20 protein-coding genes, 2 rRNA genes and 1 pseudogene are annotated in these 26,073 nt (G+C 67.9%); 21 read left to right on the top strand and 2 right to left on the bottom strand.

What is annotated here, in order from left to right; translation table 11 throughout:
* Positions 1–226: 226 nt before the first annotated feature.
* The 6 genes from ACQBAU_RS11150 to ACQBAU_RS11125 all read left to right on the top strand — a co-directional run bounded on the left by ACQBAU_RS11150 (position 227) and on the right by ACQBAU_RS11125 (position 7,640).
* Positions 227–3,322, top strand: a 23S ribosomal RNA gene (locus ACQBAU_RS11150).
* Between the two features lie 101 nt (positions 3,323–3,423).
* Positions 3,424–3,540 (top strand): 5S ribosomal RNA (rrf, locus tag ACQBAU_RS11145).
* Positions 3,541–4,863: 1,323 nt separating this feature from the next.
* Entirely contained in the window at positions 4,864–5,643 is a 780-nt protein-coding gene (locus ACQBAU_RS11140) for a hypothetical protein (protein WP_465256534.1), read from the top strand.
* Positions 5,640–6,656 carry an HAD-IIA family hydrolase gene (locus tag ACQBAU_RS11135; protein WP_465256535.1) on the top strand — a complete coding sequence of 339 codons (1,017 nt, stop codon included), beginning with the start codon at positions 5,640–5,642 and terminating at the stop codon, positions 6,654–6,656. Before ACQBAU_RS11140 ends, ACQBAU_RS11135 begins: the two co-directional genes overlap by 4 nt.
* The gene (locus tag ACQBAU_RS11130) at positions 6,653–6,874 is read left to right on the top strand and encodes a hypothetical protein (RefSeq protein WP_434551457.1); all 222 of its coding nucleotides are present in this window, start codon (positions 6,653–6,655) and stop codon (positions 6,872–6,874) included. The genes ACQBAU_RS11135 and ACQBAU_RS11130 overlap by 4 nt, the downstream gene beginning before the upstream one ends.
* A gap of 31 nt (positions 6,875–6,905) precedes the next feature.
* The gene (locus ACQBAU_RS11125; RefSeq protein WP_434551456.1) at positions 6,906–7,640 is read left to right on the top strand and encodes a TlyA family RNA methyltransferase; all 735 of its coding nucleotides are present in this window, start codon (positions 6,906–6,908) and stop codon (positions 7,638–7,640) included.
* A gap of 28 nt (positions 7,641–7,668) precedes the next feature.
* Here ACQBAU_RS11125 and ACQBAU_RS11120 read toward each other — a convergent pair whose 3' ends face one another.
* On the bottom strand, positions 7,669–8,364 hold the full coding sequence (locus ACQBAU_RS11120; RefSeq protein ID WP_434551455.1) for a PIG-L deacetylase family protein: 696 nt from the start codon (positions 8,362–8,364) through the stop codon (positions 7,669–7,671).
* Positions 8,365–8,647: 283 nt separating this feature from the next.
* On the opposite strand from ACQBAU_RS11120, the gene ACQBAU_RS11115 reads away from it, so the two are divergent.
* The 8 genes and pseudogenes from ACQBAU_RS11115 to ACQBAU_RS11080 all read left to right on the top strand — a co-directional run bounded on the left by ACQBAU_RS11115 (position 8,648) and on the right by ACQBAU_RS11080 (position 19,242).
* The gene (locus ACQBAU_RS11115; RefSeq protein WP_465256536.1) at positions 8,648–10,444 is read left to right on the top strand and encodes a peptide ABC transporter substrate-binding protein; all 1,797 of its coding nucleotides are present in this window, start codon (positions 8,648–8,650) and stop codon (positions 10,442–10,444) included.
* Between the two features lie 260 nt (positions 10,445–10,704).
* On the top strand, positions 10,705–12,027 hold the full coding sequence (locus ACQBAU_RS11110; protein ID WP_465256707.1) for an ISL3 family transposase: 1,323 nt from the start codon (positions 10,705–10,707) through the stop codon (positions 12,025–12,027).
* Positions 12,028–12,036: 9 nt separating this feature from the next.
* Positions 12,037–12,918 carry a chaplin family protein gene (locus tag ACQBAU_RS11105; RefSeq protein ID WP_465256708.1) on the top strand — a complete coding sequence of 294 codons (882 nt, stop codon included), beginning with the start codon at positions 12,037–12,039 and terminating at the stop codon, positions 12,916–12,918.
* A gap of 248 nt (positions 12,919–13,166) precedes the next feature.
* Positions 13,167–14,186 (top strand): NAD kinase, encoded by a 1,020-nt coding sequence (locus ACQBAU_RS11100; RefSeq protein ID WP_465256709.1) that lies wholly within the window; start codon positions 13,167–13,169, stop codon positions 14,184–14,186.
* On the top strand, positions 14,183–15,862 hold the full coding sequence (gene recN, locus ACQBAU_RS11095; protein WP_465256710.1) for a DNA repair protein RecN: 1,680 nt from the start codon (positions 14,183–14,185) through the stop codon (positions 15,860–15,862). Before ACQBAU_RS11100 ends, recN begins: the two co-directional genes overlap by 4 nt.
* A gap of 66 nt (positions 15,863–15,928) precedes the next feature.
* Positions 15,929–17,614 carry a CTP synthase gene (locus tag ACQBAU_RS11090; protein WP_465256711.1) on the top strand — a complete coding sequence of 562 codons (1,686 nt, stop codon included), beginning with the start codon at positions 15,929–15,931 and terminating at the stop codon, positions 17,612–17,614.
* Between the two features lie 6 nt (positions 17,615–17,620).
* Positions 17,621–18,315: pseudogene (locus ACQBAU_RS11085) on the top strand (NUDIX domain-containing protein); the annotation flags it as partial.
* A 30-nt stretch (positions 18,316–18,345) separates the two neighbouring features.
* Positions 18,346–19,242, top strand: coding sequence for a site-specific tyrosine recombinase XerD (locus tag ACQBAU_RS11080; RefSeq protein WP_465256774.1), 897 nt, complete (start codon positions 18,346–18,348; stop codon positions 19,240–19,242).
* A 129-nt stretch (positions 19,243–19,371) separates the two neighbouring features.
* Here ACQBAU_RS11080 and ACQBAU_RS11075 read toward each other — a convergent pair whose 3' ends face one another.
* Positions 19,372–19,578 carry a hypothetical protein gene (locus ACQBAU_RS11075; protein WP_434549221.1) on the bottom strand — a complete coding sequence of 69 codons (207 nt, stop codon included), beginning with the start codon at positions 19,576–19,578 and terminating at the stop codon, positions 19,372–19,374.
* Positions 19,579–19,753: 175 nt separating this feature from the next.
* Here ACQBAU_RS11075 and ACQBAU_RS11070 point away from each other — a divergent pair, with 175 nt between their 5' ends.
* The 7 genes from ACQBAU_RS11070 to ACQBAU_RS11040 are packed head-to-tail and all read left to right on the top strand — an operon-like array spanning position 19,754 to position 26,067.
* Positions 19,754–20,590, top strand: a complete 837-nt coding sequence (locus ACQBAU_RS11070; protein ID WP_465256775.1) for a ParA family protein — start codon at positions 19,754–19,756, stop codon at positions 20,588–20,590.
* Complete coding sequence (locus ACQBAU_RS11065) at positions 20,575–20,961, top strand: hypothetical protein (protein WP_434549201.1); 387 nt, start codon at positions 20,575–20,577, stop codon at positions 20,959–20,961. Before ACQBAU_RS11070 ends, ACQBAU_RS11065 begins: the two co-directional genes overlap by 16 nt.
* Positions 20,958–21,869, top strand: a complete 912-nt coding sequence (locus ACQBAU_RS11060) for a segregation and condensation protein A (RefSeq protein WP_465256712.1) — start codon at positions 20,958–20,960, stop codon at positions 21,867–21,869. Before ACQBAU_RS11065 ends, ACQBAU_RS11060 begins: the two co-directional genes overlap by 4 nt.
* Positions 21,866–22,810 carry an SMC-Scp complex subunit ScpB gene (scpB, locus tag ACQBAU_RS11055; protein ID WP_465256713.1) on the top strand — a complete coding sequence of 315 codons (945 nt, stop codon included), beginning with the start codon at positions 21,866–21,868 and terminating at the stop codon, positions 22,808–22,810. Before ACQBAU_RS11060 ends, scpB begins: the two co-directional genes overlap by 4 nt.
* Positions 22,803–23,570 (top strand): pseudouridine synthase, encoded by a 768-nt coding sequence (locus ACQBAU_RS11050; protein ID WP_434549197.1) that lies wholly within the window; start codon positions 22,803–22,805, stop codon positions 23,568–23,570. Before scpB ends, ACQBAU_RS11050 begins: the two co-directional genes overlap by 8 nt.
* A gap of 2 nt (positions 23,571–23,572) precedes the next feature.
* Positions 23,573–24,970: a Pup--protein ligase gene (gene pafA / locus ACQBAU_RS11045; RefSeq protein WP_465256714.1), complete on the top strand. Its 1,398-nt coding sequence runs from the start codon at positions 23,573–23,575 to the stop codon at positions 24,968–24,970.
* A 26-nt stretch (positions 24,971–24,996) separates the two neighbouring features.
* Positions 24,997–26,067, top strand: a complete 1,071-nt coding sequence (locus ACQBAU_RS11040) for an FKBP-type peptidyl-prolyl cis-trans isomerase (protein WP_465256715.1) — start codon at positions 24,997–24,999, stop codon at positions 26,065–26,067.
* The last annotated feature ends 6 nt before the right edge of the window (positions 26,068–26,073 follow it).

Below are 26,073 nucleotides of genomic sequence, written 5' to 3'. Positions count from 1 at the left end.
GTCGTGACCAAGTCCGTCGCAAGTACAACCCGAAAGGGAGTGGAACGCAGCCGGCACGGAAGCGGCGCCCAGGCACGCTGTTGGGTCCTGAGGTTTCGGGACCAGCCGGTTCGCCGGCTGAGATCGACCTCGCGGACAGATTGCTCTCGTGGTGACCACCACGGGAGCTTCTGATACCGCCCGTACCTTGAGAACTGCACAGTGGACGCGAGCATCTTTGTAGTAACAACAAGCTACTAAGGGCAATCGGTGGATGCCTAGGCACCAAGAGCCGATGAAGGACGTTGTAACCTGCGATAAGCCCCGGGGAGCTGGTAAACGAGCTTCGATCCGGGGATCTCCGAATAGGGAAACCTCGAAAGAAACCGGAGTAATGTCCGGCGACCTCTGCCTGAACACATAGGGCAGTTGGAGGGAACGTGGGGAAGTGAAATATCTCAGTACCCACAGGAAGAGAAAACAACAGTGATTCCGTAAGTAGATGTGAACGAAAGCGGAAGAGGCCAAACCTCATCTGTGTGATAGCTGACAGGCGTTGCAGATGAGGTGTTGTGGGGCCATCTGGGTCAGGCTGTCGACTGACCAGGAAGTCAAAAATGATCATGAAAGTCGAAGGACTCTGGGAAGTTCCGGCAAAGAAGGTAATACCCCTGTAGACGTAACGTGATCACTTCTAGATGTCACCCCAAGTACCACGGAGGTCCTGAATCCTCCGTGCGAATCTGGCGGGACCACCCGTTAAGCCTAAATACTCCTTGGTGACCGATAGCGGACCAGTACCGTGAGGGAAAGGTGAAAAGTACCCCGGGAGGGGAGTGAAATAGTACCTGAAACCGATTGCCTACAATCCGTCGGAGCCCTTCGGGGTGACGGCGTGCCTTTTGAAGAATGAGCCTGCGAGTTAGTGGCATGTGGCAAGGTTAACCCGTGTGGGGAAGCCGTAGCGAAAGCGAGTCCGAACAGGGCGATTGAGTCGCATGCTCTAGACCCGAAGCGGAGTGATCTATCCATGGCCAGGTTGAAGCGACGGTAAGACGTCGTGGAGGACCGAACCCACCTAGGTTGAAAACTGGGGGGATGAGCTGTGGATAGGGGTGAAAGGCCAATCAAACTCCGTGATAGCTGGTTCTCCCCGAAATGCATTTAGGTGCAGCGTCGCGTGTTTCTTACCGGAGGTAGAGCACTGGATGGTCTAGGGGGCCCAACAGCTTACCGAAATCAACCAAACTCCGAATGCCGGTAAGTGAGAGCGCGGCAGTGAGACTGCGGGGGATAAGCTTCGTAGTCGAGAGGGAAACAGCCCAGATCACCAGCTAAGGCCCCTAAGAGATTGCTAAGTGGAAAAGGATGTGGAGTTGCGGAGACAACCAGGAGGTTGGCTTGGAAGCAGCCACCCTTGAAAGAGTGCGTAATAGCTCACTGGTCAAGTGATTCTGCGCCGACAATTTAGCGGGGCTCAAGCAATCCGCCGAAGCTGTGACATTCACGCCAAGCGTGGATGGGTAGGGGAGCGTCGTATGTGCGACGAAGCGGCGGGGTGACCCAGCCGTGGAGAGCATACGAGTGAGAATGCAGGCATGAGTAGCGAAAGACGGGTGAGAAACCCGTCCGCCGAATGACCAAGGGTTCCAGGGTCAAGCTAATCTGCCCTGGGTAAGTCGGGACCTAAGGCGAGGCCGACAGGCGTAGTCGATGGACAACGGGTTGATATTCCCGTACCGGCGTACATGCAACCCTGCCGAGGCGAGCAATGCTAAGCTCGGAAGGTCTGCGGAAGTCTTCGGACGGAACCAGACCGACCCTGCGACCCAAACTTGTATTAGGCAAGCTGCGGAGTGACGCAGGAAGGTAGCCCATCCCGGGCGATGGTAAGCGCAAGCTGATCCCGGGCTAAATGTGTAGGGCGAGGTGTAGGCAAATCCGCACCTCACATGCCTGAGACATGACGGCTCCCTCGAACACGTTCGATGGAGTGGGTAATCCTATGCTGCCTAGAAAACCTTCGTGAGCGACGTATGTAAGCCGCCCGTACCCCAAACCGACTCAGGTGGTCAGGTAGAGAATACTAAGGCGATCGAGATAACCGTGGTTAAGGAACTCGGCAAAATACCCCCGTAACTTCGGAAGAAGGGGGGCCGGACGTGTCAAGGGACTTGCTCCCGGAAGCACTGAAGGCCGCAGAGACCAGGGCCAAGCGACTGTTTACTAAAAACACAGGTCCGTGCGAAGTCGCAAGACGATGTATACGGACTGACTCCTGCCCGGTGCTGGAAGGTTAAGGGGATGTGTTAGCTTCGGCGAAGCACTGAACTTAAGCCCCAGTAAACGGCGGTGGTAACTATAACCATCCTAAGGTAGCGAAATTCCTTGTCGGGTAAGTTCCGACCTGCACGAATGGAGTAACGACTTGGCCGCTGTCTCGACCACGGACTCGGCGAAATTGCACTACGAGTAAAGATGCTCGTTACGCGCAGCAGGACGGAAAGACCCCGGGACCTTTACTACAATTTGTTATTGGTGATTGGGACAGCTTGTGTAGGATAGGTGGGAGACTTTGAAGCATGGACGCCAGTTCGTGTGGAGTCATCGTTGAAATACCACTCTGGTTGTTCTAGTTACCTAACCTCGGTCCGTGATCCGGATCAGGGACAGTGACTGATGGGTAGTTTGACTGGGGCGGTCGCCTCCCAAAAGGTAACGGAGGCGCCCAAAGGTTCCCTCAGCCTGGTTGGCAATCAGGTTTCGAGTGTAAGTGCACAAGGGAGCTTGACTGTGAGAGAGACATCTCGAGCAGGGACGAAAGTCGGGACTAGTGATCTGGCGGTGGCATGTGGAAGCGCCGTCACTCAACGGATAAAAGGTACCCCGGGGATAACAGGCTGATCTTGCCCGAGCGTCCATAGCGACGGCATGGTTTGGCACCTCGATGTCGGCTCGTCGCATCCTGGGGCTGTAGCCGGTCCCAAGGGTTGGGCTGTTCGCCCATTAAAGCGGCACGCGAGCTGGGTTTAGAACGTCGTGAGACAGTTCGGTCCCTATCCGCTGCGCGCGTAGGAGTCTTGAGAAGAGCTGTCCTTAGTACGAGAGGACCGGGACGGACGAACCTCTGGTGTGCCAGTTGTTCCGCCAGGAGCACGGCTGGTTGGCTACGTTCGGAAGTGATAACCGCTGAAAGCATCTAAGCGGGAAGCACGCTTCAAGATGAGGACTCCCACAGGACAACCTGGTAAGGCCCCCAGCAGATCACTGGGTGATAGGTCGGATGTGGAAGTGCAGCAATGCATGGAGCTGACCGATACTAATAGGCCGAGGGCTTGTTCCTACAAAGATGCTACGCGTCCACTGTGTGGTTCCCGAGGTATGGTCGGGAACCGATCACGGGAGAGATCCCGTTCGATCGATCCGATCACATCTCCATAGAGTTTCGGTGATCATTGCGAGAGGGAAACACCCGGCTCCATTCCGAACCCGGAAGTTAAGCTTCTCAGCGCCGATGGTACTGCAGGGGGGACCCTGTGGGAGACTAGGACGTCGCCGGACAAACAACACTCAAGGGCGGTCACTTCGGTGGCTGCCCTTGAGTGTTTTTTTGGTTCTGGGCGAGTTTGGTGGGCGCTCGTCATGGTGACCCTGGGCTCTGGGGTTGATCTGGCAGCGCGTCTGTCGAGGCTGGCTCGTCGGTGGGACTTGGCGGGACGTACGTCCCTGCGGAAGGATGGACAAATGGCAACAAGGGATGGCGAGCAGGACGACCGCGGGCGCGAGCGCGACCAGGACGGTGGATCTCGACGACAGCCACGCCGGTACGACAACGACGGCGGTCGGCGGGGCGGAGATCGGGATCGTCGTCGGGACGGGGAGCGCGGTCGTGGCCGCTCGGATCGCCCCGGCGGTTCGGGTCGAGCAGGCCGCTCGGATCATTCAGGCCGCTCGGATCGTCCAGGTGGTTCGGACCGGACCGGCCGCTCGGATCGTCGAGGTGGTTCGGACCGTCCAGGAGGTTCGGACCAGGCCGGCCGCTTCGACCGTGATGCCGGTTCGGGCCGTGCCGGCGGTTCAGCGCGCGGTGGTGACCGGTTCCGGTCACCGAGACCCTCGCCCGGTGGATCCCGCTCCAGCAGCTCCCGCTCCCGCGACAGCCGCTACGTCGGAGATTCCCGCGACTCCGGGCAGTCGGGCAAGCGCCAGGAGCCCCGTTCGGGTGAATCGCGCGGTTCTGGTGATGCCGGTTCCCGCGGTCGTGGTTCGGCAACGAGTCGCCCCGCTCGACGACGTGACTTCGGCCGCGGTGACGATCGCCGAGACTGGGGAGAGCGTGACAGCCCCCGAGCCGATGCTGAGCGCCGCGACCGATCTGCCCCGCGTCGTTCTGCCCCCGACCGAGCTCGGGGTGCGGGCGATCGCCGCGAGGTCGATGATCGCCGCGGTGGCGACAGTCGCGGCGGCGACCGGGCCCGTCGTGGGTACGGCGACCGTCCGACCTCCGATCGGCCCGCGGGAGGCGCCGGCAACGACCGGGGCTTCGAGGGTCGCCGAGGTTCGCGTGATCGCCGGTACGAGGACGGCCGCAGCACGGACGGGCGTCGCACTGCGGGAGGCGGTCGTTTCGAGGACGACCACCGCACGGGTGGGCGTCGTCCAGGGGGAGACCCCCGTGGGGGTGATCGTGGTGGGCGTACCGGGGATCGCCGGGGCGGATCCGGCCCCAGGCGGGACGACACACGATTCGGTTCCCGCGATTCCCGTGCCTCAGGCGACCGTCGGGACAGCCGCAGTCGTGATTCGTTCCCGCGGCAGGGTAGGCCGGCGGCTGAGGAGCGGCCTCCGGCGCCACCGGGTCTGGAGCGTCCCGCCGACGAACCGATGGTCGAGTTGCCCTTCGACCAGAAGGTGCTGCCGATTCCGGTCCGAGCCGAACTGAAGGGGTTGCCGACCGAACTGGCCGACATTGTCGGTGCCCACCTCGTTGCGGCAGCCGAAGCGATGGAGGTCGATCCGGCGCTCGCGCTGCGTCATGCCCAGGCCGCTCGCCGGAGGGCCGCGCGGATGGCCGTCACCCGGGAGGCCGTCGCGGAGGCCGCGTACGCCGCCGGTGAATGGTCGGTGGCCCTGAACGAGTTCCGATCGTTGCGTCGGATGACCGGGGACACTGCGTGGTTGCCGGTGATGGCCGACTGCGAGCGCGCGCTCGAGCGGCCCCAGGCCGCCCTACGGCTGGTCGCCGAGGCCGCTGAGCTCGGCCTGCCCCGTGATCAGGCGATGGAGATGCGCATCATCGAGGCCGGTGCCCGGGCCGACCTCGGCCAGACCGCGGAAGCCGCACGCGTCCTGCGCCGCTCCTTGGCCGAGGTCGAACGTCGCCCCGGCCCGGAGCGAATCCGCGTCGGCTACGCGTACGCCGATCGGCTGCTCGAGTCCGGTGACACCAAGCAGGGTGGGACGCTGTTCCGTCAGGTCGCGGACTGGGACGTCGACGGCATCACCGATGCCGCAGCCCGGTGCGACGAACTGGAGGGCTTCCACTTCGATCTGTCCGACAGCGACGCGGCCCCCGACGACGACCCCGATGACAGGACGGACGAGAACGTCGCCGCCCTCGGTGATAATGATCAGGTCGACCCCGCCGGGGGCGAGGACTCGTGAGCGACCGTCCCCTCATCGCGGGCCACGATGCCGCCCTGTTCGACCTCGACGGGGTGGTGTATCTCGGGCCGCAACCGGTCCCGGCGGCCGCTCCGACCATCGCCGAGCTCAAGCAGCAGGGCGTCCACTGTGCCTACGTGACGAACAATGCGTCGCGGACGCCGGAGCAGGTTGCCGAGCACCTGGTCGAGCTCCAGATCCCCACCGCGGCGACCGACGTCATCACCTCGTCCCAGGCGGTGGCCCGGGTCCTGGTCGAACGGTTCCCCGCCGGGTCGCCGGTCTTCGTGCTGGGTGCTCCGGCACTGGTCGACGAGGTGGCCCGGGCGGGGATGCGACCGGTCTTCAGTGTTGCCGACCAGCCTGCGGCCGTGGTGCAGGGACTGTCGGCGGCGATGACCTGGCACGACCTCTGCGAAGCGACCGTGGCCATCCATCGAGGCGCGACCTGGATCGCGGCCAACACCGACTCCACCCGACCGACCGAGCGCGGGCAACTTCCCGGCTGTGGTGCTGCCGTGGCCGCCGTCGCGACAGCGGTCGACGTGGACCCGGTCGTGGTCGGCAAGCCACACGCCCCGCTGATGGTCGAGACCTTGGAGCGGTTGGGCGCCGAGTCGCCGATCTTCGTCGGGGACCGTCTCGACACCGACATCGCCGGCGCCGTGACGGTGGGGATCGACAGCCTGCTGGTGTTGAGCGGTGCCCACTCGGTGGCCGACCTGCTGGCGGCGGGCCCGGATCGTCGCCCGACCCACCTCGGCGCCGACGTGTCCGCGCTGCTGAAGCCGGCCCGTGAGGTCGAGATCACCGATGCCGGTGTGCGGTGCGGTGGCCAGACCGTCCAGGCCCGCGGCAACAGCTACGAGTGGCAGGGGCGTATCACCTCCGGCGAGGACTGGTTGGACGCCGCGTGGGCGCTCGCCAACCTGCACTGGCGGGCCGCGTCCGCCGGAACGGATCCGTACGTGATCATGGAGCAGCTCGGACCGCGACCGGAGGAGGACCGATGAGCGAGCAGCAGCCGACGGACAGGGCACACCTCGACGGTGTCGACGACCAGGAGCCGGGCTGGTCGGCAACCGGGCACCCGGCGGTCGACGCCACGCTGGCCTCGGTGGCCGACCTTGATCGGGTGCCACTGGCCGACCATGCCGAGCGGCTCGCCGCGGCGCACGAACAGCTTCATGCCACCTTGGACGAACACCGGACACGCCCCGACCCGGCCTGATGGTCGACCGAACAGTCCGACCGGTCCCGCGATGAGTCGCCGACTCGATCGCGAACTGGTCGCCCGCGGGCTGGCGACATCACGGACGCGAGCGGCTGCCCTGATCACCGCCGGGGTGGTCACGGTCGCCGGCCGACCGGTCACCCGACCTGCGGCCCCCGTGTCCGGAGCCGACGAGGTGGTGGTCACCCAGCCGGATCCGTACGTGTCCCGGGCGGCCCACAAGTTGCTCGGCGCCCTGACCGAGCTGGGGCTCTCCCCGTACGGCCGCGCCCTCGACGCAGGCGCGTCGACCGGCGGGTTCAGCCAGGTACTGCTCGAAGCCGGGGTGCGACACGTGTATGCGGTGGACGTCGGACACGGTCAGCTGCACCCGACGATCCGCGACGACCCGCGGGTGAGTGTCCACGAACGGCTCCACCTGCGCGAGCTCACCCTCGCTCACGTCGAGGGAGACCCCGTCGACTGGCTGGTGGCCGACGTGTCGTTCATCTCGCTCACCCTCCTGCTGGAACCGATGCTGGCCGTGCTCCGCCCCGACGGGCACGCCCTGGTCATGGTGAAACCGCAGTTCGAGGTGGGCCGCGACCGACTCGGGCCGGGCGGCGTGGTCCGCGACGAGGGGCTGCGCGCCGAGGCGGTGGACGCGGTCGTGGCCGAAGCCGTACGACTCGGCTGGGACTGCACGGCCCGGGCCCGCAGTGTCCTGCCGGGGGAGTCCGGGAACGCCGAGGAGTTCATCCACCTCCGGTGCCGGACCGCGTAGTCGCCGCTCGACGTCGGGCCCCGCCGCCTCAGTCGGCCGGCAGCGTGGTGAACCCCACTCGCGGCTCACCGTCGGGATCGTCGGCCGGCAGGCACATCCGCTGCACCTGCGCGCGGGCCTGCTCGATGACGGGGGTCTGGGGGTCGAGCACCTTCAGGTACTCCTCGTGCGCGGCCAGTGAGTGAACGGCGAGCGCCATCTGGTCGCGGGTCACCGCCTGCAGGTGCGAAGGCTCCGGCGACGACTCGAACAGCCAGCGTGGCCGCTGCTCGGCGGGGAGCCCGGCCACCGCCTCCGCGACCGCCACCCCGAAATTGATGTGGTCGGGATGGTTCGGTTGGTCCGGGGCCCAGCCGGGACCGCGATACAGCGTGATCACCATGTCGGCCTCGCGCTGGGTGATCTCGGTGCTGATCAGACTGCGGGTCGCCTGGTCGTTTCGGACCTGGCCGTCACCGATGCCCAGGAAGATCACGTCGGTGACGCCTACGATGGCCGCAGACCGTCGCTGCTCATCCTCCCGGATCGGGCCGGCCACCTCCGGTGGCATGCCCTCGATGCCGACCTCGCCGCTGGTCGCCAGCACGTAGTCCACCTGCCGACCTTCCTCGGTCCACCGGGCCACGGCCGCTGCCATCCCGTACTCCGGATCGTCGGGATGGGCGACGAAGACCACGGCGCGGCGCCAGTCGGTGGGGAACGGGGTGAGCTCGGAGTCAGCCATGGCCTCACGCTAGCGCCACGGGGTTTCGGCAGAGCGACCGGTCGATCGTGGTGCCGGGGATGCTTCCCGCGTGGCCGCCCCATCCCCTCGCACCCGACCGGTCGCTTTGCGGAAACGCCCGGCACCTGCTGTCTCACGGCGCGGACACCGAAAGGTTGCGAAAGCATCGCAACTGTTGCCCCCGATTGCTGCCCCTTGTAACGTCCACAAGGTTGGTGCCTCGACGGGGTGGCGCCGGCCCGGGACCCCGGAACCCATACGGGCCCGATCAGGAGTGATGAGCATGACGACCTTCAACGTGCCGCGCCGGACCGTGTTGGCGGCGGTCCCGCTGACCGCTGTGGCGGTCGGTGCCACCAGTTGCGGCTTCGGGTCCGAACCCGGGCAGGGCCCGTCCGGTGGCGGTGGTGGAGGCGAGGGCGCGACCACCTTGCGGCAGGCCAACCGGCCGGTGAACCACCTCAATCCCGCCTTTGGTGGCGGTGGATCACCGCAGTCGAGCCTGCTGATGGCGATGATCTGGGAGGGTCTGGTCAACCGCGAGGAGGGCAACCTGTCCAACTACGTGCCGGGGATGGCCGAGTCCTGGGAGATCTCCGAGGATGCGCTGAACTACACGTTCAAGATCCGCGCGGACGCCAAGTGGTCGAACGGTGATCCGCTCACCGCCGATGACTTCGTCTGGAGCTTCTCGTACTACTACTCACCGGAACTGGCGGATCAGGAGAACGAAAACAACCCGAGCAAGAACGGTAGTCCCGACGTCACCACGATCGAGGGGTTGCCGGACTACTTCGCCGGCAGGACCACGGACTTCTCGACCGTGGGCGTCAAGGCGCCGGATCCGCAGACCCTGGAGATCACGCTGACCGCCCCGGACTACAGCTTCATGAACGGACTGGTGAGCCTCTATCCGCTGCACCAGGAGTCCGTCGAGGCCAACGTCAAGGACTTCTGGATGCCGGACAACCTCGTCGGCAACGGCCCGTACCAGATGACCAAGTACTCCCAGAACAGCAACGCGACGTTCGAGCTGAACGAGCACTACTGGGACGCCGAGAACTACACGATCACCACGCGTGAGGTCCAGTTCAACTCCAGCGGTCCGACCGGCATGATGGTCTCCTACAACGCCGACGAGATCGACCTGTTCCGGGTGGACGGCGATCCGAGCGCGTTGATCTCGGGGCGGCCTGATCTGGAGGACCAGTTGCAGGCGGCCACGATGATCCAGTTCAAGGGCCTGTGCGTCCTGCCGTGCAAGAACCCGATCCTGCAGGAGAACCAGAAGCTTCGGCAGGCACTGGCCATGTCGCTGGATCGGGAGGCCCTGGCCAGCGTGGCTCCGCCCGACGCGCCTGCCGACTCGTGGGCGCCGACCGGCATCGAGGGTTTCGACCAGCTGCCCAAGATCCCGTTCGACCCGGAGGGTGCGGCGAAGCTGCTGGCCGAGGCCGGGCACGCCAACGGTGAGGGCGTCCCGGAGCTCCAGATCGTCACGTACGCGACGATGCCGGCGCTCGAGGCGGCGGTCGAGATGTGGAAGGAACACCTCAACATCAACGCCGGTGTCGCCGTCCGTGAGGTGGGAGTCTTCAGCGAGTACATCCAGGGCAACATGCCCGACGACTTCACCGGCCTCGCGTTCAACTATCGCGGCATCGCGCCGCCGATGATGCTGGCCCTGGTCGGCAAGAACTTCAACAACTACAACTACGTTCCCAACGAGACGGCGAAGCAGTACTTCGCGTACAAGTCCGGCGACGACAAGGACAAGTACCCGCCGGCCGAGATGGCCGAGGTCGTGGACAAGCTGCTGCGTGACAACTGGCTCCCCGAGTACCGGGAGTTCGACACCTTGGCGAAGGAGGCCGTGGCCGCGCAGGCCGACCCGGAACAGGCCCTGCAGCTGGCGGTCAAGGCCGCCACGCAGTTCCAGGAGACGTACCTGTTCATCCCGATCCTGTGGGCGGGCTACACCTTCATGGTGAAGCCGCGGGTGCACAACCTCACCTTCAACTCGCTGTCGGACAGCATGTTCAGCATGAAGGGGGTCACGCTCGACCCGCTGGGGGGCTGAGTTCCCGTCGGAGCGGTGGTCCGTAGATGGCGACCTGTGCGACGGCCAGGAAACGGTCATGGTGCCATCACATGTCACGCGGAATTAACTGGGCAAAAGATTGCCGACGGCCCCGAGTCCTCGTAATGTCAGTCACATCGACACCATGGGGGCTCTTCCCAGATGAGGGTGTAGGTCGGTCTGGCGCGTCGGTCCGTGGATAGAGGTCGAGGTCTTCCGACGATGGAGGTTCCTACGCCGTCCATCCGAAAGACCTCGACGTGTCCGACGCTACCCCGCCGGCCGGCTTCGGCCGTCCTGACCTGACCACCTTGGCTCGACTCGATGGCCTCGGCCTGAGCGTGGTCGGGCAACGACTTGAACTGGATCGTGCTGTCCTCGCGTGCCGCGTGGTTGAGCCAGATCAATGGTGCCGACGCTGCGGCAGTGAAGGCGTTGCTCGTGACACCGTGATCCGGCGTCTGGCCCACGAGCCGCTGGGCTGGCGGCCGACCGTGCTGGAAGTCGCCGTACGTCGCTACCGGTGTGCCGGCTGTGGGCACGTGTGGCGCCAGGACACCAGTGCCGCGGCCGAACCACGCGCGAAGCTGTCGCGGGTCGGGCTGCGGTGGGCGCTGGAAGGGATCGTGGTCGCCCACCTCACCGTCGCCCGCGTCGCTGACGGGCTTGGGGTCGCGTGGGACACCGCGAACAACGCGGTTCTGGCCGAAGGCAAGCGGCTGCTGATCAACGACCCGACGCGGCTCGACGGTGTGAAGGTTATCGGTGTTGATGGGCACGTGTGGCGCCACACCAAGCGTGGCGACAAGTACGTCACCGTGATCATCGACCTCACCCCGGTGCGTGACGGAACCGGGCCAGCCAAGCTTCTCGACATGGTCCAGGGCCGATCCAAGGCCGCGTTCAAGACCTGGCTCGCTGACCGGGACGACGCCTTCCGCAACGCGGTCGAGGTCGTCGCGATGGACGGGTTCACCGGCTTCAAGACCGCCGCCGCCGAAGAGGTCCCCGACGCGGTCGCGGTGATGGATCCCTTCCACGTCGCCCGGCTCGCTGGGGATGCGCTGGACCGATGCCGACGCCGGGTCCAGCTCGCGATCCATGGCCACCGTGGGTTCAAGAACGACCCGCTCTACAAGTCACGACGGACGCTGCACACCGGCGCGGACCTGCTCACCGACAAGCAGATCGACCGGCTGCGCGCACTCTTCGTCGATGACATGCACGTCGAGGTCGAGGTGACCTGGGGCATCTACCAGCGGATGATCACCGCCTACCGCCACGAACACCGACCTCGTGGTCGTGAGCTGATGGACAAGGTGATCACCGACCTCAGCGCCGGCGTCCCGAAGGTCCTCACCGAGCTCATCACTCTGGGACGGACGCTGAAGAAACGCGCGGCCGACGTGCTCGCCTACTTCGACCGGCCCGGCACGAGCAACGGGCCGACCGAGGCGGTCAACGGACGACTCGAGCACCTCCGCGGCAGCGCGCTCGGGTTCCGCAACCTCACGAACTACATAGCCAGGAGCCTGCTCGAGACCGGTGGGTTCAGACCCCAACTACACCCTCGATTGGGATGAGCCACCAATGTGGCGGAGTCGGGGAGCGTTGCCGAGGGCAGCAACTCCGGCTCCGCTCCCGGTGGCGCCACGTCCGGCGAGCAGAGCGTCGCCGGTGGCAACCAGATCGGTGTGCCGGTGCAGGTTCCGGTGAACCTGAGCGGTGTGCAGGCGACCCTGATCGGTGCAGGGAACGAGAACGTCTCGTCCGCAGCGTCGACCGCGCAGGGTGATGGAGGCCCGGCCGCCGACACCTCCGGTGAGCGGGGTGTCGTCGCTGGCAACCAGATCGGGGTGCCTGTGACGGCGCCGGTGGACCTGGGCGGTGTGCAGGCGACCGTGATCGGCTCGGAGAACACCAACTCGTCGACCACATCGGCATCGGCCGAACCGGGAACCGTGCCGGGTGGAACGACACCTGTCGGAGGCATTGGCTCCGGTCTCGAGATCGGGGTACCGGTACAGATCCCGGCGAACGCCGGGTGCCTCCAGATCGCCGCCATCGGCTCACAGAACACGAACGTGTGTGAGGCCACTGTCGGTGAGCCGGGTGAACGGGGTGAACCGGGTGAACCGGGGGAGCCGGGTGAACCGGGGGAGCCGGGGGAGCCGGGTGAACCGGGGGAGCCGGGGGAGCCGGGGGAGCCGGGGGAGCCGGGGGAGCCGGGTCGCGAGGGGTCGGACGCCGAGGAGGGGACCGGGAACGGCACCCGTCCGGCCGGCCATGTCGAGAACGGGCCTGCCGTCTCCGGCGCCGGTCCGGCCACCGAGGAGCGGAGTGGCCGCTCCTCGGGTCCGGGCGGGAACCTCGCCGGCACCGGTGCGCCGGACGGTGGCGCGATGATGGCGGTCATGGCCGTGCTGCTGGTCGCAGTGGGCTCCGCGTTCCTGATTCGCAGGAGGCGCCGCTGAGCTGAACCTTCCCGCAGGCTCCCGCGTGACCGGCCTCCTTCCGGTCACGTGGGGGCCGGGCGGCCCCTCGCGACACCTGCCGACACCTGGAGCGCCGCTCCGGGTCCTGAACGTGTCCCGTGGCGAACGGGAGCCACACCCGTACACCACAGGCTTGCCGGCCGGGCCGGGATCCGAGGCGGTCTCGGCCGTCCACAGCCGCGCCCGATCCCGGGCGCACCGACGCCTCGGACCTCTATCCTGATCCCGTGAGTGCCACCAGCGCGGGCCAGCCCGCCGACCCGCGTCGGGTCGCCGTCTTCACCCACATCCGCCGACCCGAGGCGGTGTCGGCCGCGGAACGGTTGATCCGCGACTTCACCGACGCCGGGCTGGTGTCGCTGATCCCGGCCGAGGACCGGGAGTTCATGAACGTGGCAGGCCTCGCCGTCGCCGACCTCAACGGGGACGAACTGGAACCGGCCAACACCCCGGCGGCCTGTGAACTCGTGGTGGTGCTGGGTGGTGACGGGACGATCCTGCGTGGTGCCGAACGTGCCCTGGCCTCCGAGATTCCGTTGTTGGGCGTCAACCTTGGTCACGTCGGGTTTCTTGCCGAGGCCGAGTCGTCCCAGCTCGCCGACATCTCCGCCCACGTCGTCGACCGCAACTACCGGGTCGAGGAGCGTCTCACCGTCGAGGTCACGGTCACCGTCGGTGGCGCGACCGTCTGGGAGTCGTTTGCGGTGAACGAGGTGTCGATCGAGAAGGCCGCCCGGGAACGCATGCTCGAGGTGCTGGTCGGCGTCGATTCCGAACCCTTGTCGCGCTGGGGCTGCGACGGCGTCCTGGTCGCCACCCCGACCGGCTCCACCGCGTACGCCTTCTCCGCCGGTGGGCCGGTGATGTCACCGACCCTCGACGCGATGCTGCTGCTGCCGCTCAGCGCGCACGCCTTGTTCGCCCGGCCGATGGTGCTGGCCCCCGAGCAGGCCGTCGACGTCGAACTGGTCAACAACGACCACAACCAGGGCGTGGTGTGGTGCGACGGCCGGCGGTCGACCAACCTGCCGCCCGGGGCCGTCATCCGAGTCAACCGCGGTGGCCACCGGCTACGGCTGGCGCGGCTGACCGATCACAGCTTCACCGATCGACTGGTCCGCAAGTTCGGCCTCCGGGTCGAGGGGTGGCGCGGTGCGGGGGAGGCGGCCCGACGCCGTCCCGGCAGTGAGACCCGTCCTGGCAGTGAGACCCGTCCCGGCGTCGAGACCAGTCCCGGTCGTCCATGATCAGCGAACTCAGCATCTCCGGGCTGGGGGTGATCGACCGGGCCACCGTGGAGCTCGACCCCGGCCTGACTGTCGTCACCGGGGAGACCGGTGCCGGCAAGACCATGATCATCACCGGGCTCGGCATGCTGCTGGGCCAGCGGTCCGACGCCGGTGCGGTCCGCACGGGGGCGACCCGCGCCCGCGTCGAGGGACGGGTTCGGGTGCCCGAGGAGCACCACGCCGCGGTCGACGAGGCCGGCGGCGAGCTGGAGGACGGTGAACTGCTGGTGGCCCGCCAGGTCACCGCGCAGGGACGTTCCCGCAGTTGGCTGTCCGGGGCGCAGGTCCCGATGGCGACCTGCGCTGCCCTGTTGGAGCCGTTGCTCACCATCCATGGCCAGTCCGAACAGGTCCGGCTGTCCCAGCCGGAACGGCAACGCGCGCTGCTCGACCGGGCGGCGGGGGAGGCGGTGGCCAAGCCGATGGTGCGCTACCGCACCGCGTGGCAGCGACGCCGTACGGTCGTGGCCGAGTTGACCGAGCTCACCGAGGCAGCCCGGGAACGGGCCCGCGAGGTGGACCTCTTGCAGTTCGGGCTGAACGAGATCGAACAGGTGGACCCGCAGCCCGGGGAGGACGCCACCCTGGCCGCGGAGGCCCGTCGGCTGCAGGACGTCGACGACCTGCGCGCCGACGCGCAGCGCGGGGTGCTCGCCCTGGCCGGGGACGATGACGACCCGACCTCGGGGGCACTGTCGGCGGTCTCGGTGGCGGAGAAGGCGATCGCCGATCTGGCCGACCGCGACCCGGCGGCCGGCAACCTGCTCGACGCCGTCCGCCGGATCCGGATCGACCTGGCCGACGCGGCCGCCGAGACGTCGCAGTACCTCGACCAGTTGGAGGCCGATCCGGCGCGGCTGGAGACGATCACCGGGCGCCGGGCGGAGCTGACCGGGTTGACCCGCAAGTACGGCGACACCGTCGACGAGGTGCTCGCCTGGGCCCGCGACCAGGCCGTACGACTCGACAGCCTGCTGGGCAGTGACGAACGGATATCCCTGCTCAGCAAGGAAGTCGACGCGCTCGACGCAGAGCTCGCCGAGCTGGCCGCGGTGATCACGACGGCACGGCGCGAAGCCGCCGACCGGGTGGCTGCCGAGGTGTCGCAGGAGCTGACCGCGCTCGCCATGCCGCGCGCCCGGCTGGCCTTCGAGGTCACTCCGGCCGAGGAGCTGGGGCCGTACGGGGGTGACCGGGTCGAGTTGATGTTCGCCGCCAACACCGGTGCCGAGCCCCGACCGATCGGCAAGGTCGCCTCCGGCGGTGAACTGTCCCGGGTCCGGCTGGCGTTGGAGGTGGTGCTGGCCGCCACCGACCATGATCAGACCTACGTCTTCGACGAGATCGACGCCGGTGTCGGCGGGGCGGTGGCGGTCGAGATCGGCCGCCGGCTGGCCCGACTGGCCGAACGTTGCCAGGTGATCGTGGTGACCCACCTCGCCCAGGTGGCCGCCTTCGGTGACCGCCACCTCGTGGTGACCAAGACCGACGACGGGTCGATCACCACCAGCGGCATCCACCCGGTCGGTGAGGCCGAACGGCCCGCCGAACTGGCACGGATGATGGCCGGTCTGGACGCGAGCGACGCCGCCCTCGACCACGCCCGGGAACTGCTCCGCGAGGCGGGGCGCTGACCACGGTGGCCGACCGGTCGGTCAATTCGCGCCCCACCCGGTGTGCGAATGGTGCAAGCTGACCCGATGAGGATAGGCTGGAGACCCGTGGGGAATGCGCATCAGTCAAAGCACCTGTTCGTGACCGGCGGAGTCGTCTCGTCGCTGGGGAAGGGACTGACCGCCTCCAGCCTGGGCAACCTGCTCGTGGCCCGTGGCCTGCGGGTCACCATGCAGAAGCTGGATCCCTACCTGAACGTGGATCCCGGCACCATGAACCCGTTCCAGCACGGTGAGGTCTTCGTCACCGAGGACGGTGCCGAGGCCGACCTCGACATCGGTCACTACGAACGGTTCCTCGACGTCAACCTCAGCGGTGTCGCCAACGTCACCACCGGCAAGGTGTACGCCAGCGTGATCGCCAAGGAGCGGCGCGGCGACTACCTGGGCGACACGGTGCAGGTCATCCCGCACATCACCAACGAGATCAAGGACTCGATGCTCGCCATGGGCGGCGACGACGTCGACGTGGTGATCCACGAGGTCGGTGGCACCGTCGGCGACATCGAGTCGCTGCCGTTCCTCGAGGCGGCCCGGCAGGTGCGTCACGAGGTCGGTCGCGACAACGTGTTCTTCCTGCACGTCTCGCTGGTGCCGTGGATCGGCCCGAGCCAGGAGCTGAAGACCAAGCCCACCCAGCACTCCGTCGCCGCACTGCGCCAGGTCGGCATCCAACCCGACGCGATCGTCTGCCGCTGCGACCGGGAGATCCCGGAGTCGGTGAAGCGGAAGATCTCGCTGATGTGTGACGTCGAGCCCGAGGCGGTGATCGAGAACACCGACGTGGCCAGCATCTACGACCTGCCGCGGATGCTGCACGGCCAAGGTCTCGACGCGTACGTGGTGAGGCGGCTCCAACTGCCCTTCCGTGACGTCGACTGGACCCGCTGGGACGACCTGGTCGACCGGGTGCACAACCCCGACGAGGACGTGACGATCGGCCTGGTCGGCAAGTACATCGACCTGCCCGACGCCTACCTCTCGGTCGCCGAGGCGCTGCGGGCCGGCGGCTTCGCCAATCGCGCCAAGGTCCACCTCCGCTGGATCGCCTCCGATGACTGCGCCACGCCCGACGGTGCGGCCCGCGAGCTGGCCGACCTGGACGGCATCTGCATCCCCGGCGGCTTCGGCATCCGCGGCGTCGAGGGGAAGGTCGGCGCGATCCGGTACGCGCGGGAGAACCAGATCCCGATCCTGGGGCTGTGCCTGGGGCTGCAGTGCATGGTGATCGAGGTCGCCCGCGACCTGGCGGGCCTGACCGACGCCGACTCCTCGGAGTTCAACCCGGCCTCGGAGCACCCGGTGATCGCGACGATGGCCGAGCAGGTCGCCATCGTCTCCGGGGAGGGTGACCTCGGCGGTTCGATGCGGCTCGGGTCGTACCCGGCCGAGTTGGTGCCCGGTTCGGTGGTCGCCGACCTGTACGGCAGCACCCACGTCACCGAACGGCACCGGCACCGGTACGAGGTGAACAACCAGTACCGCGAGCAGCTCGAGGGTGCCGGGCTGGTGGTCAGTGGCACCTCGCCCGACGGCACGCTGGTCGAGTTCATCGAACTGCCCCGGGAGGTGCACCCGTTCTTCGTCGCGACCCAGGCCCACCCGGAGCTGAAGTCGCGGCCCACCAACGCCCACCCGCTGTTCGCCGGGCTGATCGGTGCCGCGGTCCGCCGCCGGCGTGGCACCCGGTTGCCGGTCGAGCAGGACGCCTGAGCCGACATGCCCCACCACACCGAGCTGCCCGACATCCCGTCGCTCCCGGTCGCCGAGCTGGTCGACGTGGCGACCCGGTGGCCGGTCTCCGAGCACGAGGTGCTGCACACCGGACGGATCTTCCAGACCGTTCGGGACCACATCACCACCCCCGACGGGGCGACGATCGACCGTGACTGGGTCCGCCACACCGGGGCCGTGGGGGTGATCGCGATCGACGACGCCGACCAGGTCGTGCTGATCCGGCAGTACCGCCACCCGGTCGGGTTGTCGTTGTGGGAGCCGCCCGCAGGTCTGCTCGACGTCGCCGATGAGCCGTACGTCGACGCCGCCGCCCGGGAACTGGCCGAGGAGGCGCAGCTGGCCGCCGACGACTGGCGCGTGCTGGCCGACATCGCCAACTCGCCGGGGATGTCGTCGGAGACCGTCCGGGTGTTCCTGGCCCGCGGCCTCCGTCCCGCCCCGGTGCCCGACGGGTTCACCGCGGCCGGCGAGGAGGCCCACCTGCTGCGGGCCCGCTTCCCGCTGGCCGACGTGGTGGCCGGCATCCTGGCCGGCCGACTGCAGAATCCGCTGCTGGTGACCGGCTGCCTGGCTGCCTGGGCGGCGAAGTCGAACGCCGACGGCTGGGACGGGCTGCGAGCGGCGGACAGCCCATGGCCGGCGCGGGACTGACCGCACCCGTCGACGGGGTCCGGGCCTACCTCGACCACCTCGAGGTGGAGCGCGGGATGTCGGTCCACACCATCGCCGGCTACCGCCGCGACCTCAACCGCTACCTGGAGTACCTGGCCGATCGCGAGGTGACCGAGCTGGCCGCGATCACCCCTGCGGTGGTGGCCGACTTCGCCGTCGTGCTGCGCGAGGGACGCCCCGAGGGGCCCGGCCGGCCGGCCCGCCGACCGTTGGCCGCCAGCAGTGTGGCCCGAGCGGTGGTGGCCGTACGGAGTCTGCACCGGTTCCTGGCGGCCGAGGGTGACACGGCCTCGGATCCGGCGGTGTCGATCCAGCCGCCGTCCCAGGCGAAGCGGCTGCCCAAGGCGATCTCGCAGGCACAGGTGCAGGCGATGCTGGACGTCCCCGACACCACCACCGTGGTCGGGCTGCGTGACGCCTGCCTGTTGGAGTTGTTGTACGGCACCGGCGCACGGATCAGCGAGGTCACCGGGCTCGACGTCGACGACGTCGCCGGACTGCTCGACGATCCGGACGGCGAACGAGGGCTGCGGCTGATCGGCAAGGGGAACAAGGAGCGGCTGGTGCCGGTCGGGTCGTACGCGAGGAAGGCGTTGTCGGCCTGGCTGGTGCGGGGGCGACCGGTACTGGCGGAGAAGGCTAAGGTGTCGACCCCGGCGCTGCTGCTCAACACCCGCGGTGCGAGACTGCAGCGGCAGAGTGCGTGGGCGGTGCTCAGCGAGGTGGCCGAACGGGCCCGGTTGGGGGTGCCGGTCTCACCGCACACCCTGCGGCACTCGTTCGCCACCCACATGCTCGACGGGGGTGCCGACGTCCGCGTGGTGCAGGAGATCCTCGGGCACGCGTCGGTGACCACCACACAGCTGTACACGCTGGTCACCGTGGACCATCTCCGCGAGGCTTACCTCACCGCCCATCCGCGGGCATACTAGGCTGCCTGCAATCGGCTCACCGTGAGGTGACACGACCATGCGTCGTCGTCGGTCCCGACAGGGGCGTCGACGACGCGCGAGAGGCGGCGCCGGGATGTCGCCAGAGAGGGGTCCGACACCAGTGGATGGTCAGGGGCAGTACCCGACGCACACGCCGTACGACCCGTCGCCCACCCGACCGTTGGACGCGCCACAGGGTGAGCGCCCATCCGGCCAGAACGGAGCCACCGAGCCGCCGAGCGAGTCGGTCACCCCACCCGGCGAGTCGGTCACCCCACCGACCGAGCCGGTCACCCCGCCGAGCGAGCCGGTCACCCCACCCAGCGAGCCGGTCACCCCACCCAGCGATCCCGCTGGTTCGCCGAGCGAGCCCCCACGCCCCCCGAGCTTGTCGAGTGGCGAGGACGTCTCGACAAGCTCGACGGGCTCGACGGACGTCTCGGCGGGCTCGACCGACGTCGCGACAAGCTCGACCGGCGATGGTGATGAGGAGGTCGCCGCGCCGGCCGAGCTGGGACCGACCGGTCGACCGTTCCCGGACCTGCCCGAGCCGAAGCCGTTGAGCAGTCACGGTCCGGCCACGATCATCGCGATGTGCAACCAGAAGGGTGGCGTCGGCAAGACCACCACGACGATCAACCTGGGCGCCGCACTGGCCGAGGCCGGGCGTCGTGTGCTGCTGGTCGACTTCGACCCGCAGGGGTCACTGTCGGTCGGGCTCGGGGTCAACCCGCACACCCTCGAACTGTCGGTCTACAACGTGCTGCTCGGCCGGGACACCGGCGTCGACGAGATCATCACCGACACCGGCGTCGACGGGATGGACCTGTTGCCCAGCAACATCGACCTGTCGGCCGCCGAGGTGCAGTTGGTTTCCGAGGTGGCCCGGGAGACGATCCTGGGCCGGGTGCTCGCGCCGTTGCGTGCCGAGTACGACTTCATCCTGATCGACTGCGCACCGTCACTCGGGTTGTTGACCATCAACGCGTTGACCGCTGCGGACCAGGTGATCATGCCGCTGGAGTGTGAGTTCTTCGCGCTCCGCGGGATCGCCCTGCTGACCGACACGATCGAGAAGGTGCAGGATCGGCTCAACCCGAACCTGGAGGTGCTCGGGATCCTCGGCACGATGTACGACCCACGCACGTTGCACAGCCGTGAGGTGCTGGAGCGGGTGGTGCAGGCGTTCGGCGACGACGTCTTCCACACCGTGATCCGGCGGACCGTGAAGTTCCCCGAGACAACGGTGGCGGGCGAGCCGATCACCACGTACGCGACGACGTCGCCGGGCGCGAAGGCGTACCGCACGTTGGCGCGGGAGGTGATGGCGCGATGCCGCGTGGGTTGAGCGACAAGGTCAGTGCCGAGCTCAGCGAGGCCGGTGAGGAGGCCCACGAGCGCGCCCAGGTCCGCGCGGCCTGGCACGAGGCCGAGGCCGATGCCGAGGTGGAGGTCGCCGCCCGGGCCGATGCGCCGACCAGGCCGCCGATCTCCCGTACCGCATCCACCGGTCGGGTGCGTCACGACGGCAAGATCACCGTGTACGTGAGCAACGACGAGCTGATCGCCCTGGAGCAGACCCGGCTGGCGTTGCGTGCCGAGTACGGATTGTCGGTCGATCGGGGTCGGATCGTCCGTGCGGCCGTGGCTTCCGCGGTCGAGGACCTGCTCGAGAACGGTGCCGACTCCGATCTCGTGACGAGGTTGACCGAGCAGTGACTGCCGCCCGGGCCGAGCGCGGTGGTGAGGCCTTCCTGCTGCGGCTGGACAACTTCGAGGGTCCGTTCGACCTGCTGCTGCAGTTGATCTCGAAGCACCGTCTCGACATCACCGAGGTGTCATTGTCGAAGGTGACCGACGAGTTCATCGCCCACATCCGTGCCGCCGGTGATGCGTGGGACCTTGATCAGACCAGCCACTTCATCGTGGTCGCGGCGACCCTGCTCGACCTGAAGGCCGCCCGGCTGATCCCCAGCGGCGAGGTGGAGGACCTCGACGACCTGGCGTTGCTGGAGGCCCGCGACCTGTTGTTCGCGCGTTTGCTGCAGTACAAGGCGTTCAAGGAGGTGTCGGTCTGGGTGGCCGAGGTGCTGCAGTCGCAGGGCCGGCAGTTCCCGCGGCCCGGCGGCCTGGAGCCGGTGTATGCCGAACTGTTGCCCGAAGTGGTGATCAACGTCAGCCACGAACGATTTGCCGAGCTGGCGGCCGCCGCACTCGCGCCCGCCCCGGTGGACAGTGTGTCGCTGTCGCACCTGCACGCGCCGGCGGTGACCGTACGGGAACAGGCGCAGGTCTGCGTGGATCGGCTCCGACGCTCCGGCTCGATGTCGTTCCGGTCGCTGGTGGGTGACTCGCCGGACAGGATCACCACGGTGTGTCGGTTCCTGGCGTTGCTGGAGTTGTTCCGGGAGCAGGCGGTCGCCTTCGAGCAGCTGGCCCCGCTGGGGGAACTGACGATCCGCTGGACCGGCGGGGACCGCGAAGAGATGAACATCTCCGACGAGTTCGACGAGGTGCCCGGTCAGGAGCCGGACGACGAACCGGGGGCCGAGGCCTACAGCACCGACGAGGATGCCGAGACCACCGACGAGCAACTGACGGCGGCAGCACAGGAGGAACAGGCGTGAGCAACGACGACACCACCCAGCCCGACGCGGCCGCGGCGGACGAGGAGGCGGCGGTGGACGAGGAGGCCACGGCGGTGGACGAGCAGGCGCCACTGCCGAGCCTGACCCCGCAGGAGGCCGGTCCCGCCCTCGAGGCACTGCTGCTGATGGCCGAGGAACCGATGCCGGCCGCGACCATGGCGACCGCCCTCGACGTGCCGATCGACGTGGTGGTGGAAGGTCTGCAGTTGCTGCGCGACTTCTACGACGAGACCGGCCGAGGGTTCGAGCTGCGCCACCTCGGTGGCGGCTGGCGCTACTACACCCGGTCCGAGCACGCGGACGTGATCAGCGCCCACGTGCTGTCCGGGCAGCAGGCGAAGCTGTCGCAGGCGGGTCTGGAGACCCTTGCCGTGATCGCGTACCGACAGCCGATCTCGCGTGCCCGGGTGTCGGCGGTGCGCGGGGTCAACGTCGACGGCGTCGTGCGGACCCTGCTCGCCCGAAACCTGATCGCCGAGTCCGGCCAGGATGCCGAGACCGGTGCCGTCCTGTTCGTCACCACCGAGCACTTCCTGGAACGGATGGGCCTCGACAGCTTGGCCGACCTGCCGCCGCTGGCGCCGCACCTGCCCGAGGTGTCGGAACTGGAGGCCGAGCTCAGCGGGCTGGCCGAGCACGTCGACCAGCCGGCCACGACCGGTGATCACCAGGGCGCTGCAGTCGATCATGGAGGTGGTGATCATGAACATGGTGATCATGGAGACGGTGATCATGGAGATACTGATCATGAAGAAGGTGATCATGAGATGTCCGATCAGGAAGCGCCTGATCCTGACCTGATTGATCCTGACCTGACTGATCATGAAACAGCCGGGGCCGGGACCGACCCGGGGTCCGGCGAGTTCGCACCGGAACCCGTACCCGTACCGGCGGACGACGAGGAGCTCCACCATGACTGACCGCGACCACACCGACGACCCGGCCGAGACTCAAGGCGTACGGCTGCAGAAGGTGCTGGCCCAGGCCGGAGTCGGCTCCCGACGTGCCTGCGAGATCCTGATCGACGAGGGCCGGGTCGAGGTCAACCGACGGGTCGTCACCGAACAGGGGGTGCGGATCGACCCCGACCGGGACGTCGTCCACGTGGACGGATCCCGGATCCCGCCGCCACGCCGGCACGCCTACCTCGCGTTCAACAAGCCACGCGGGGTGGTGTCGACGATGGACGACCCGGAGGGGCGCCCCACCGTCACCGACTACCTCCCCGGCCGGTCCGACCGGCTCTTCCACGTGGGCCGACTCGACACCGACACCGAAGGCCTGTTGCTGCTCACCAACGACGGCGACTTCGCCCACAAGCTGGCCCACCCCTCGTACGAGGTCCCCAAGACCTACCTGGCGCAGGTGACCGGCGTGATGGACCGTGCCACCGTCACCAGGCTCCGAAAGGGGATCACTCTCCCCGACGGGCCGGTCAGGCCCGACCGGCTCAAGGTGGTCTCGCGCGCGGCCGACAAGTGCATGGTCGAGATCGTGCTGCACGAGGGGCGCAACCACATCGTGCGGCGCATGCTGGAGGCGATGGGCCACCCGGTCCGGCGCCTCGCCCGCACCGCGGTCGGCCCGGTCCAGTTGGGCCGGCTGCCGGTGGGGGAGACCAAGGAGCTCAGCCGCGAGGAACTCGGCGCTCTGCTCGAGCTGCTCGACCGGCGCTCCTGATCATGGACCGGCGGATCTACGGGCTGGAGACCGAGTACGGCGTCACCAGCACCCAGGGCGGCGGCCGCCGCCTCACCGCCGACGAGATCGCCCGCTCACTGTTCCGCAGCGTGGTGACCTGGGGACGGTCAAGCAACGTCTTCCTCGCCAACGGATCCCGGCTGTACCTCGACGTCGGATCCCACCCCGAGTACGCGACACCGGAGTGCGACGACGTCCTCGACCTGATCGCCCACGACCGGGCGGGCGAGCTGATCGTCGACAACCTCGCCCGGAGCGCGGAGGAGCGGCTCGCCGAGGAAGGGCACCCCTGCGACATCTACCTGTTCAAGAACAACACCGACTCGCACGGGAACTCGTACGGTTGCCACGAGAACTACCTGATCCCCCGGGAGGGCGCCTTCAGCGACTACACGTCGCTGTTGGTCCCGTTCCTGGTGTCGCGCCAGTTGATCACCGGGGCCGGCAAGGTGCTGGCCGGAGGTGACGGCACCCGGTACGTGGTGAGTCAGCGGGCCGAGCACATCTGGGAGAGCGTGTCATCGGCGACGACCCGCAGCCGCCCCATCATCAACACCCGCGACGAACCGCACGCCGACCCGGAGCGGTTCCGGCGCCTGCACGTCATCGTCGGCGACTCGTCGATGAGCCAGACCACCACGATGCTCAAGGTGGCGACCACCGAGCTGGTGCTGCAACTGGTCGAGCAGGGCGTCGCGATGCGCGACCTGACCTGCGACAACCCGATCCGGGCCATCCGCGACCTGAGCCGCGACCTGCGGGGACGGACCCCCGTACGGCTGGCCAACGGTCGGACCATCACCGGACTGGAGCTGCAGCGGGAGTACCTGACCGCGGTGACGCGCCGACTCGAGGTCACCAGCCCCGTCCTGCAGCGGGCGATCGACCTGTGGGACCGCACGTTGACCGCGGTGGAGACCGGCGACACCTCGACCGTCGACACCGAGATCGACTGGGCCATCAAGCAGCGACTGCTGACCGGGTACGCCACCCGCCACGGGATCGAGCTGTCTCACCCCCGGATCGCCCAGCTCGACCTCGCGTACCACGACATCCGCGGCGGTCGCGGCATCTTCCGGATGCTCGAGGACAAGGGGATGGCGGCCCGACTGGTGTTGGACGAGGTCGCGCAGCAGGCGACCATCGATCCGCCGCAGACCACCCGGGCCCGACTGCGGGGCAGGTTCATCGCCGCCGCGCAGGCGGTCGACGCCGAGTTCACCGCCGACTGGGTGCATCTGAAGGTGAACGACCAGGCGCAGCGGACCGTGCTCTGCAAGGACCCGTTCGTCGCGGTCGACGAACGGGTCGACCGGCTGATCGCCGGGCTGCAGCCGCGGCAGCGTCGCGAGGCGGGACCGTTCGGTGGTCTCAGATGATTCGTGGTCTCAGGTAACCTGCCACGGTGCGATTCGACACCCCGAAGCCCGGTCCTGCGGTCAACCGTTCCCGCCGTCGTCTGTTGGCGGCGCTGCCCCTCGTTCCGGCCATCGTCGTGAGTGCGTGCACGCCCGAGCAGGCGCCGCCGACGAACCCCACCCCGCGGCAGTCGGCCATCCCCGGTGAAGGGTCCGGCTCGGCGCCGGGGTCGGCATCACCCGGCGGCAGCGAGTCGGCTCCCGCGTCGGTGACCCCGTCGAACAACCTGGACGCGATCAAGGTCGAGGGGGAGCCCAACACCGAGCCGAAGGTCACCGTCCCGGCGCCGTGGGCGATCGACGAGACCCGGACCAAGGTGCTGTCCCCGGGGAACGGGGCGACGATCAAGCCCAAGGCGCCGGTCACCATGCAGTACTACGGCGTCAACGGTCGCAGCGGCGAGATGTTCGACGCCTCGTGGACCCGTGGCCAACCGGCAACCTTCAGCCTCGACGGCGTGATCGCCGGCTTCTCCAAGGGCCTCGAGGGGCAGCAGGCCGGCAGCCGGGTGCTGATCGCGATGCCGGGTGAGGACGGCTACGACGCCTCCGGGGGCCAGCCGCCGCAGATCCTCGTCGGTGACACCCTGATCTTCGTCGTCGACATCCTGTCCACCGTGCTGGAGGGCCCCGAGGGTGAGCCGGTCGCGCCGGTCGCCGGGCTGCCGACGGTCGCCGACAAGGACGGCGTGCCGACCATCACGATCCCCGACGGCGAGCCGCCCGCCGAACTCAAGATCCAACCGCTGATCAAGGGTGCCGGCGCCGAGGTCACCGAGGCCGACAGCGTCTACCTCAACTACCGCGGCGTGCTGTGGGCCGACGGCAAGGTCGTCGACGACAACTACGAGGCCGAACCGGAGCAGACGCCGCTGGGCGACACCCTGATCGAAGGGTTCCGGACCGGCATCATCGGGCAGACCGTCGGGAGCCGGATGCTGCTGGTGATCCCGCCCGCACAGGGCTACCCGGAGGGCAACGAGACACCGCCGGTGCCGAAGGGGGCGACGCTGGTGTACGTGGTCGACATCCTGTTCACCCAGACCCCGCCGCAGTGAGCCCGC

It is taken from the genome of Carbonicoccus niuqiaonis, assembly GCF_050157065.1.
Classification (GTDB): Bacteria; Actinomycetota; Actinomycetes; order Propionibacteriales; family Propionibacteriaceae; genus Avipropionibacterium.
The sequence above is the reverse complement of the archived record's forward strand: the minus strand, read 5'-3'. Positions and strand labels throughout refer to the sequence as shown.

Excerpts from the sequence above, each read along its gene's own strand:
- ACQBAU_RS11140 (WP_465256534.1), top strand. The coding sequence starts at position 4,864 with ATGGTCGAGTTGCCCTTCGACCAGAAGGTGCTGCCGATTCCGGTCCGA.
- ACQBAU_RS11130 (WP_434551457.1), top strand. The coding sequence starts at position 6,653 with ATGAGCGAGCAGCAGCCGACGGACAGGGCACACCTCGACGGTGTCGAC.
- ACQBAU_RS11125 (WP_434551456.1), top strand. The coding sequence starts at position 6,906 with ATGAGTCGCCGACTCGATCGCGAACTGGTCGCCCGCGGGCTGGCGACA.
- ACQBAU_RS11120 (WP_434551455.1), bottom strand. The coding sequence starts at position 8,364 with ATGGCTGACTCCGAGCTCACCCCGTTCCCCACCGACTGGCGCCGCGCC.
- ACQBAU_RS11115 (WP_465256536.1), top strand. The coding sequence starts at position 8,648 with ATGACGACCTTCAACGTGCCGCGCCGGACCGTGTTGGCGGCGGTCCCG.
- recN (WP_465256710.1), top strand. The coding sequence starts at position 14,183 with ATGATCAGCGAACTCAGCATCTCCGGGCTGGGGGTGATCGACCGGGCC.
- ACQBAU_RS11090 (WP_465256711.1), top strand. The coding sequence starts at position 15,929 with ATGAGGATAGGCTGGAGACCCGTGGGGAATGCGCATCAGTCAAAGCAC.
- ACQBAU_RS11080 (WP_465256774.1), top strand. The coding sequence starts at position 18,346 with ATGTCGGTCCACACCATCGCCGGCTACCGCCGCGACCTCAACCGCTAC.
- ACQBAU_RS11065 (WP_434549201.1), top strand. The coding sequence starts at position 20,575 with ATGCCGCGTGGGTTGAGCGACAAGGTCAGTGCCGAGCTCAGCGAGGCC.
- ACQBAU_RS11050 (WP_434549197.1), top strand. The coding sequence starts at position 22,803 with ATGACTGACCGCGACCACACCGACGACCCGGCCGAGACTCAAGGCGTA.
- pafA (WP_465256714.1), top strand. The coding sequence starts at position 23,573 with ATGGACCGGCGGATCTACGGGCTGGAGACCGAGTACGGCGTCACCAGC.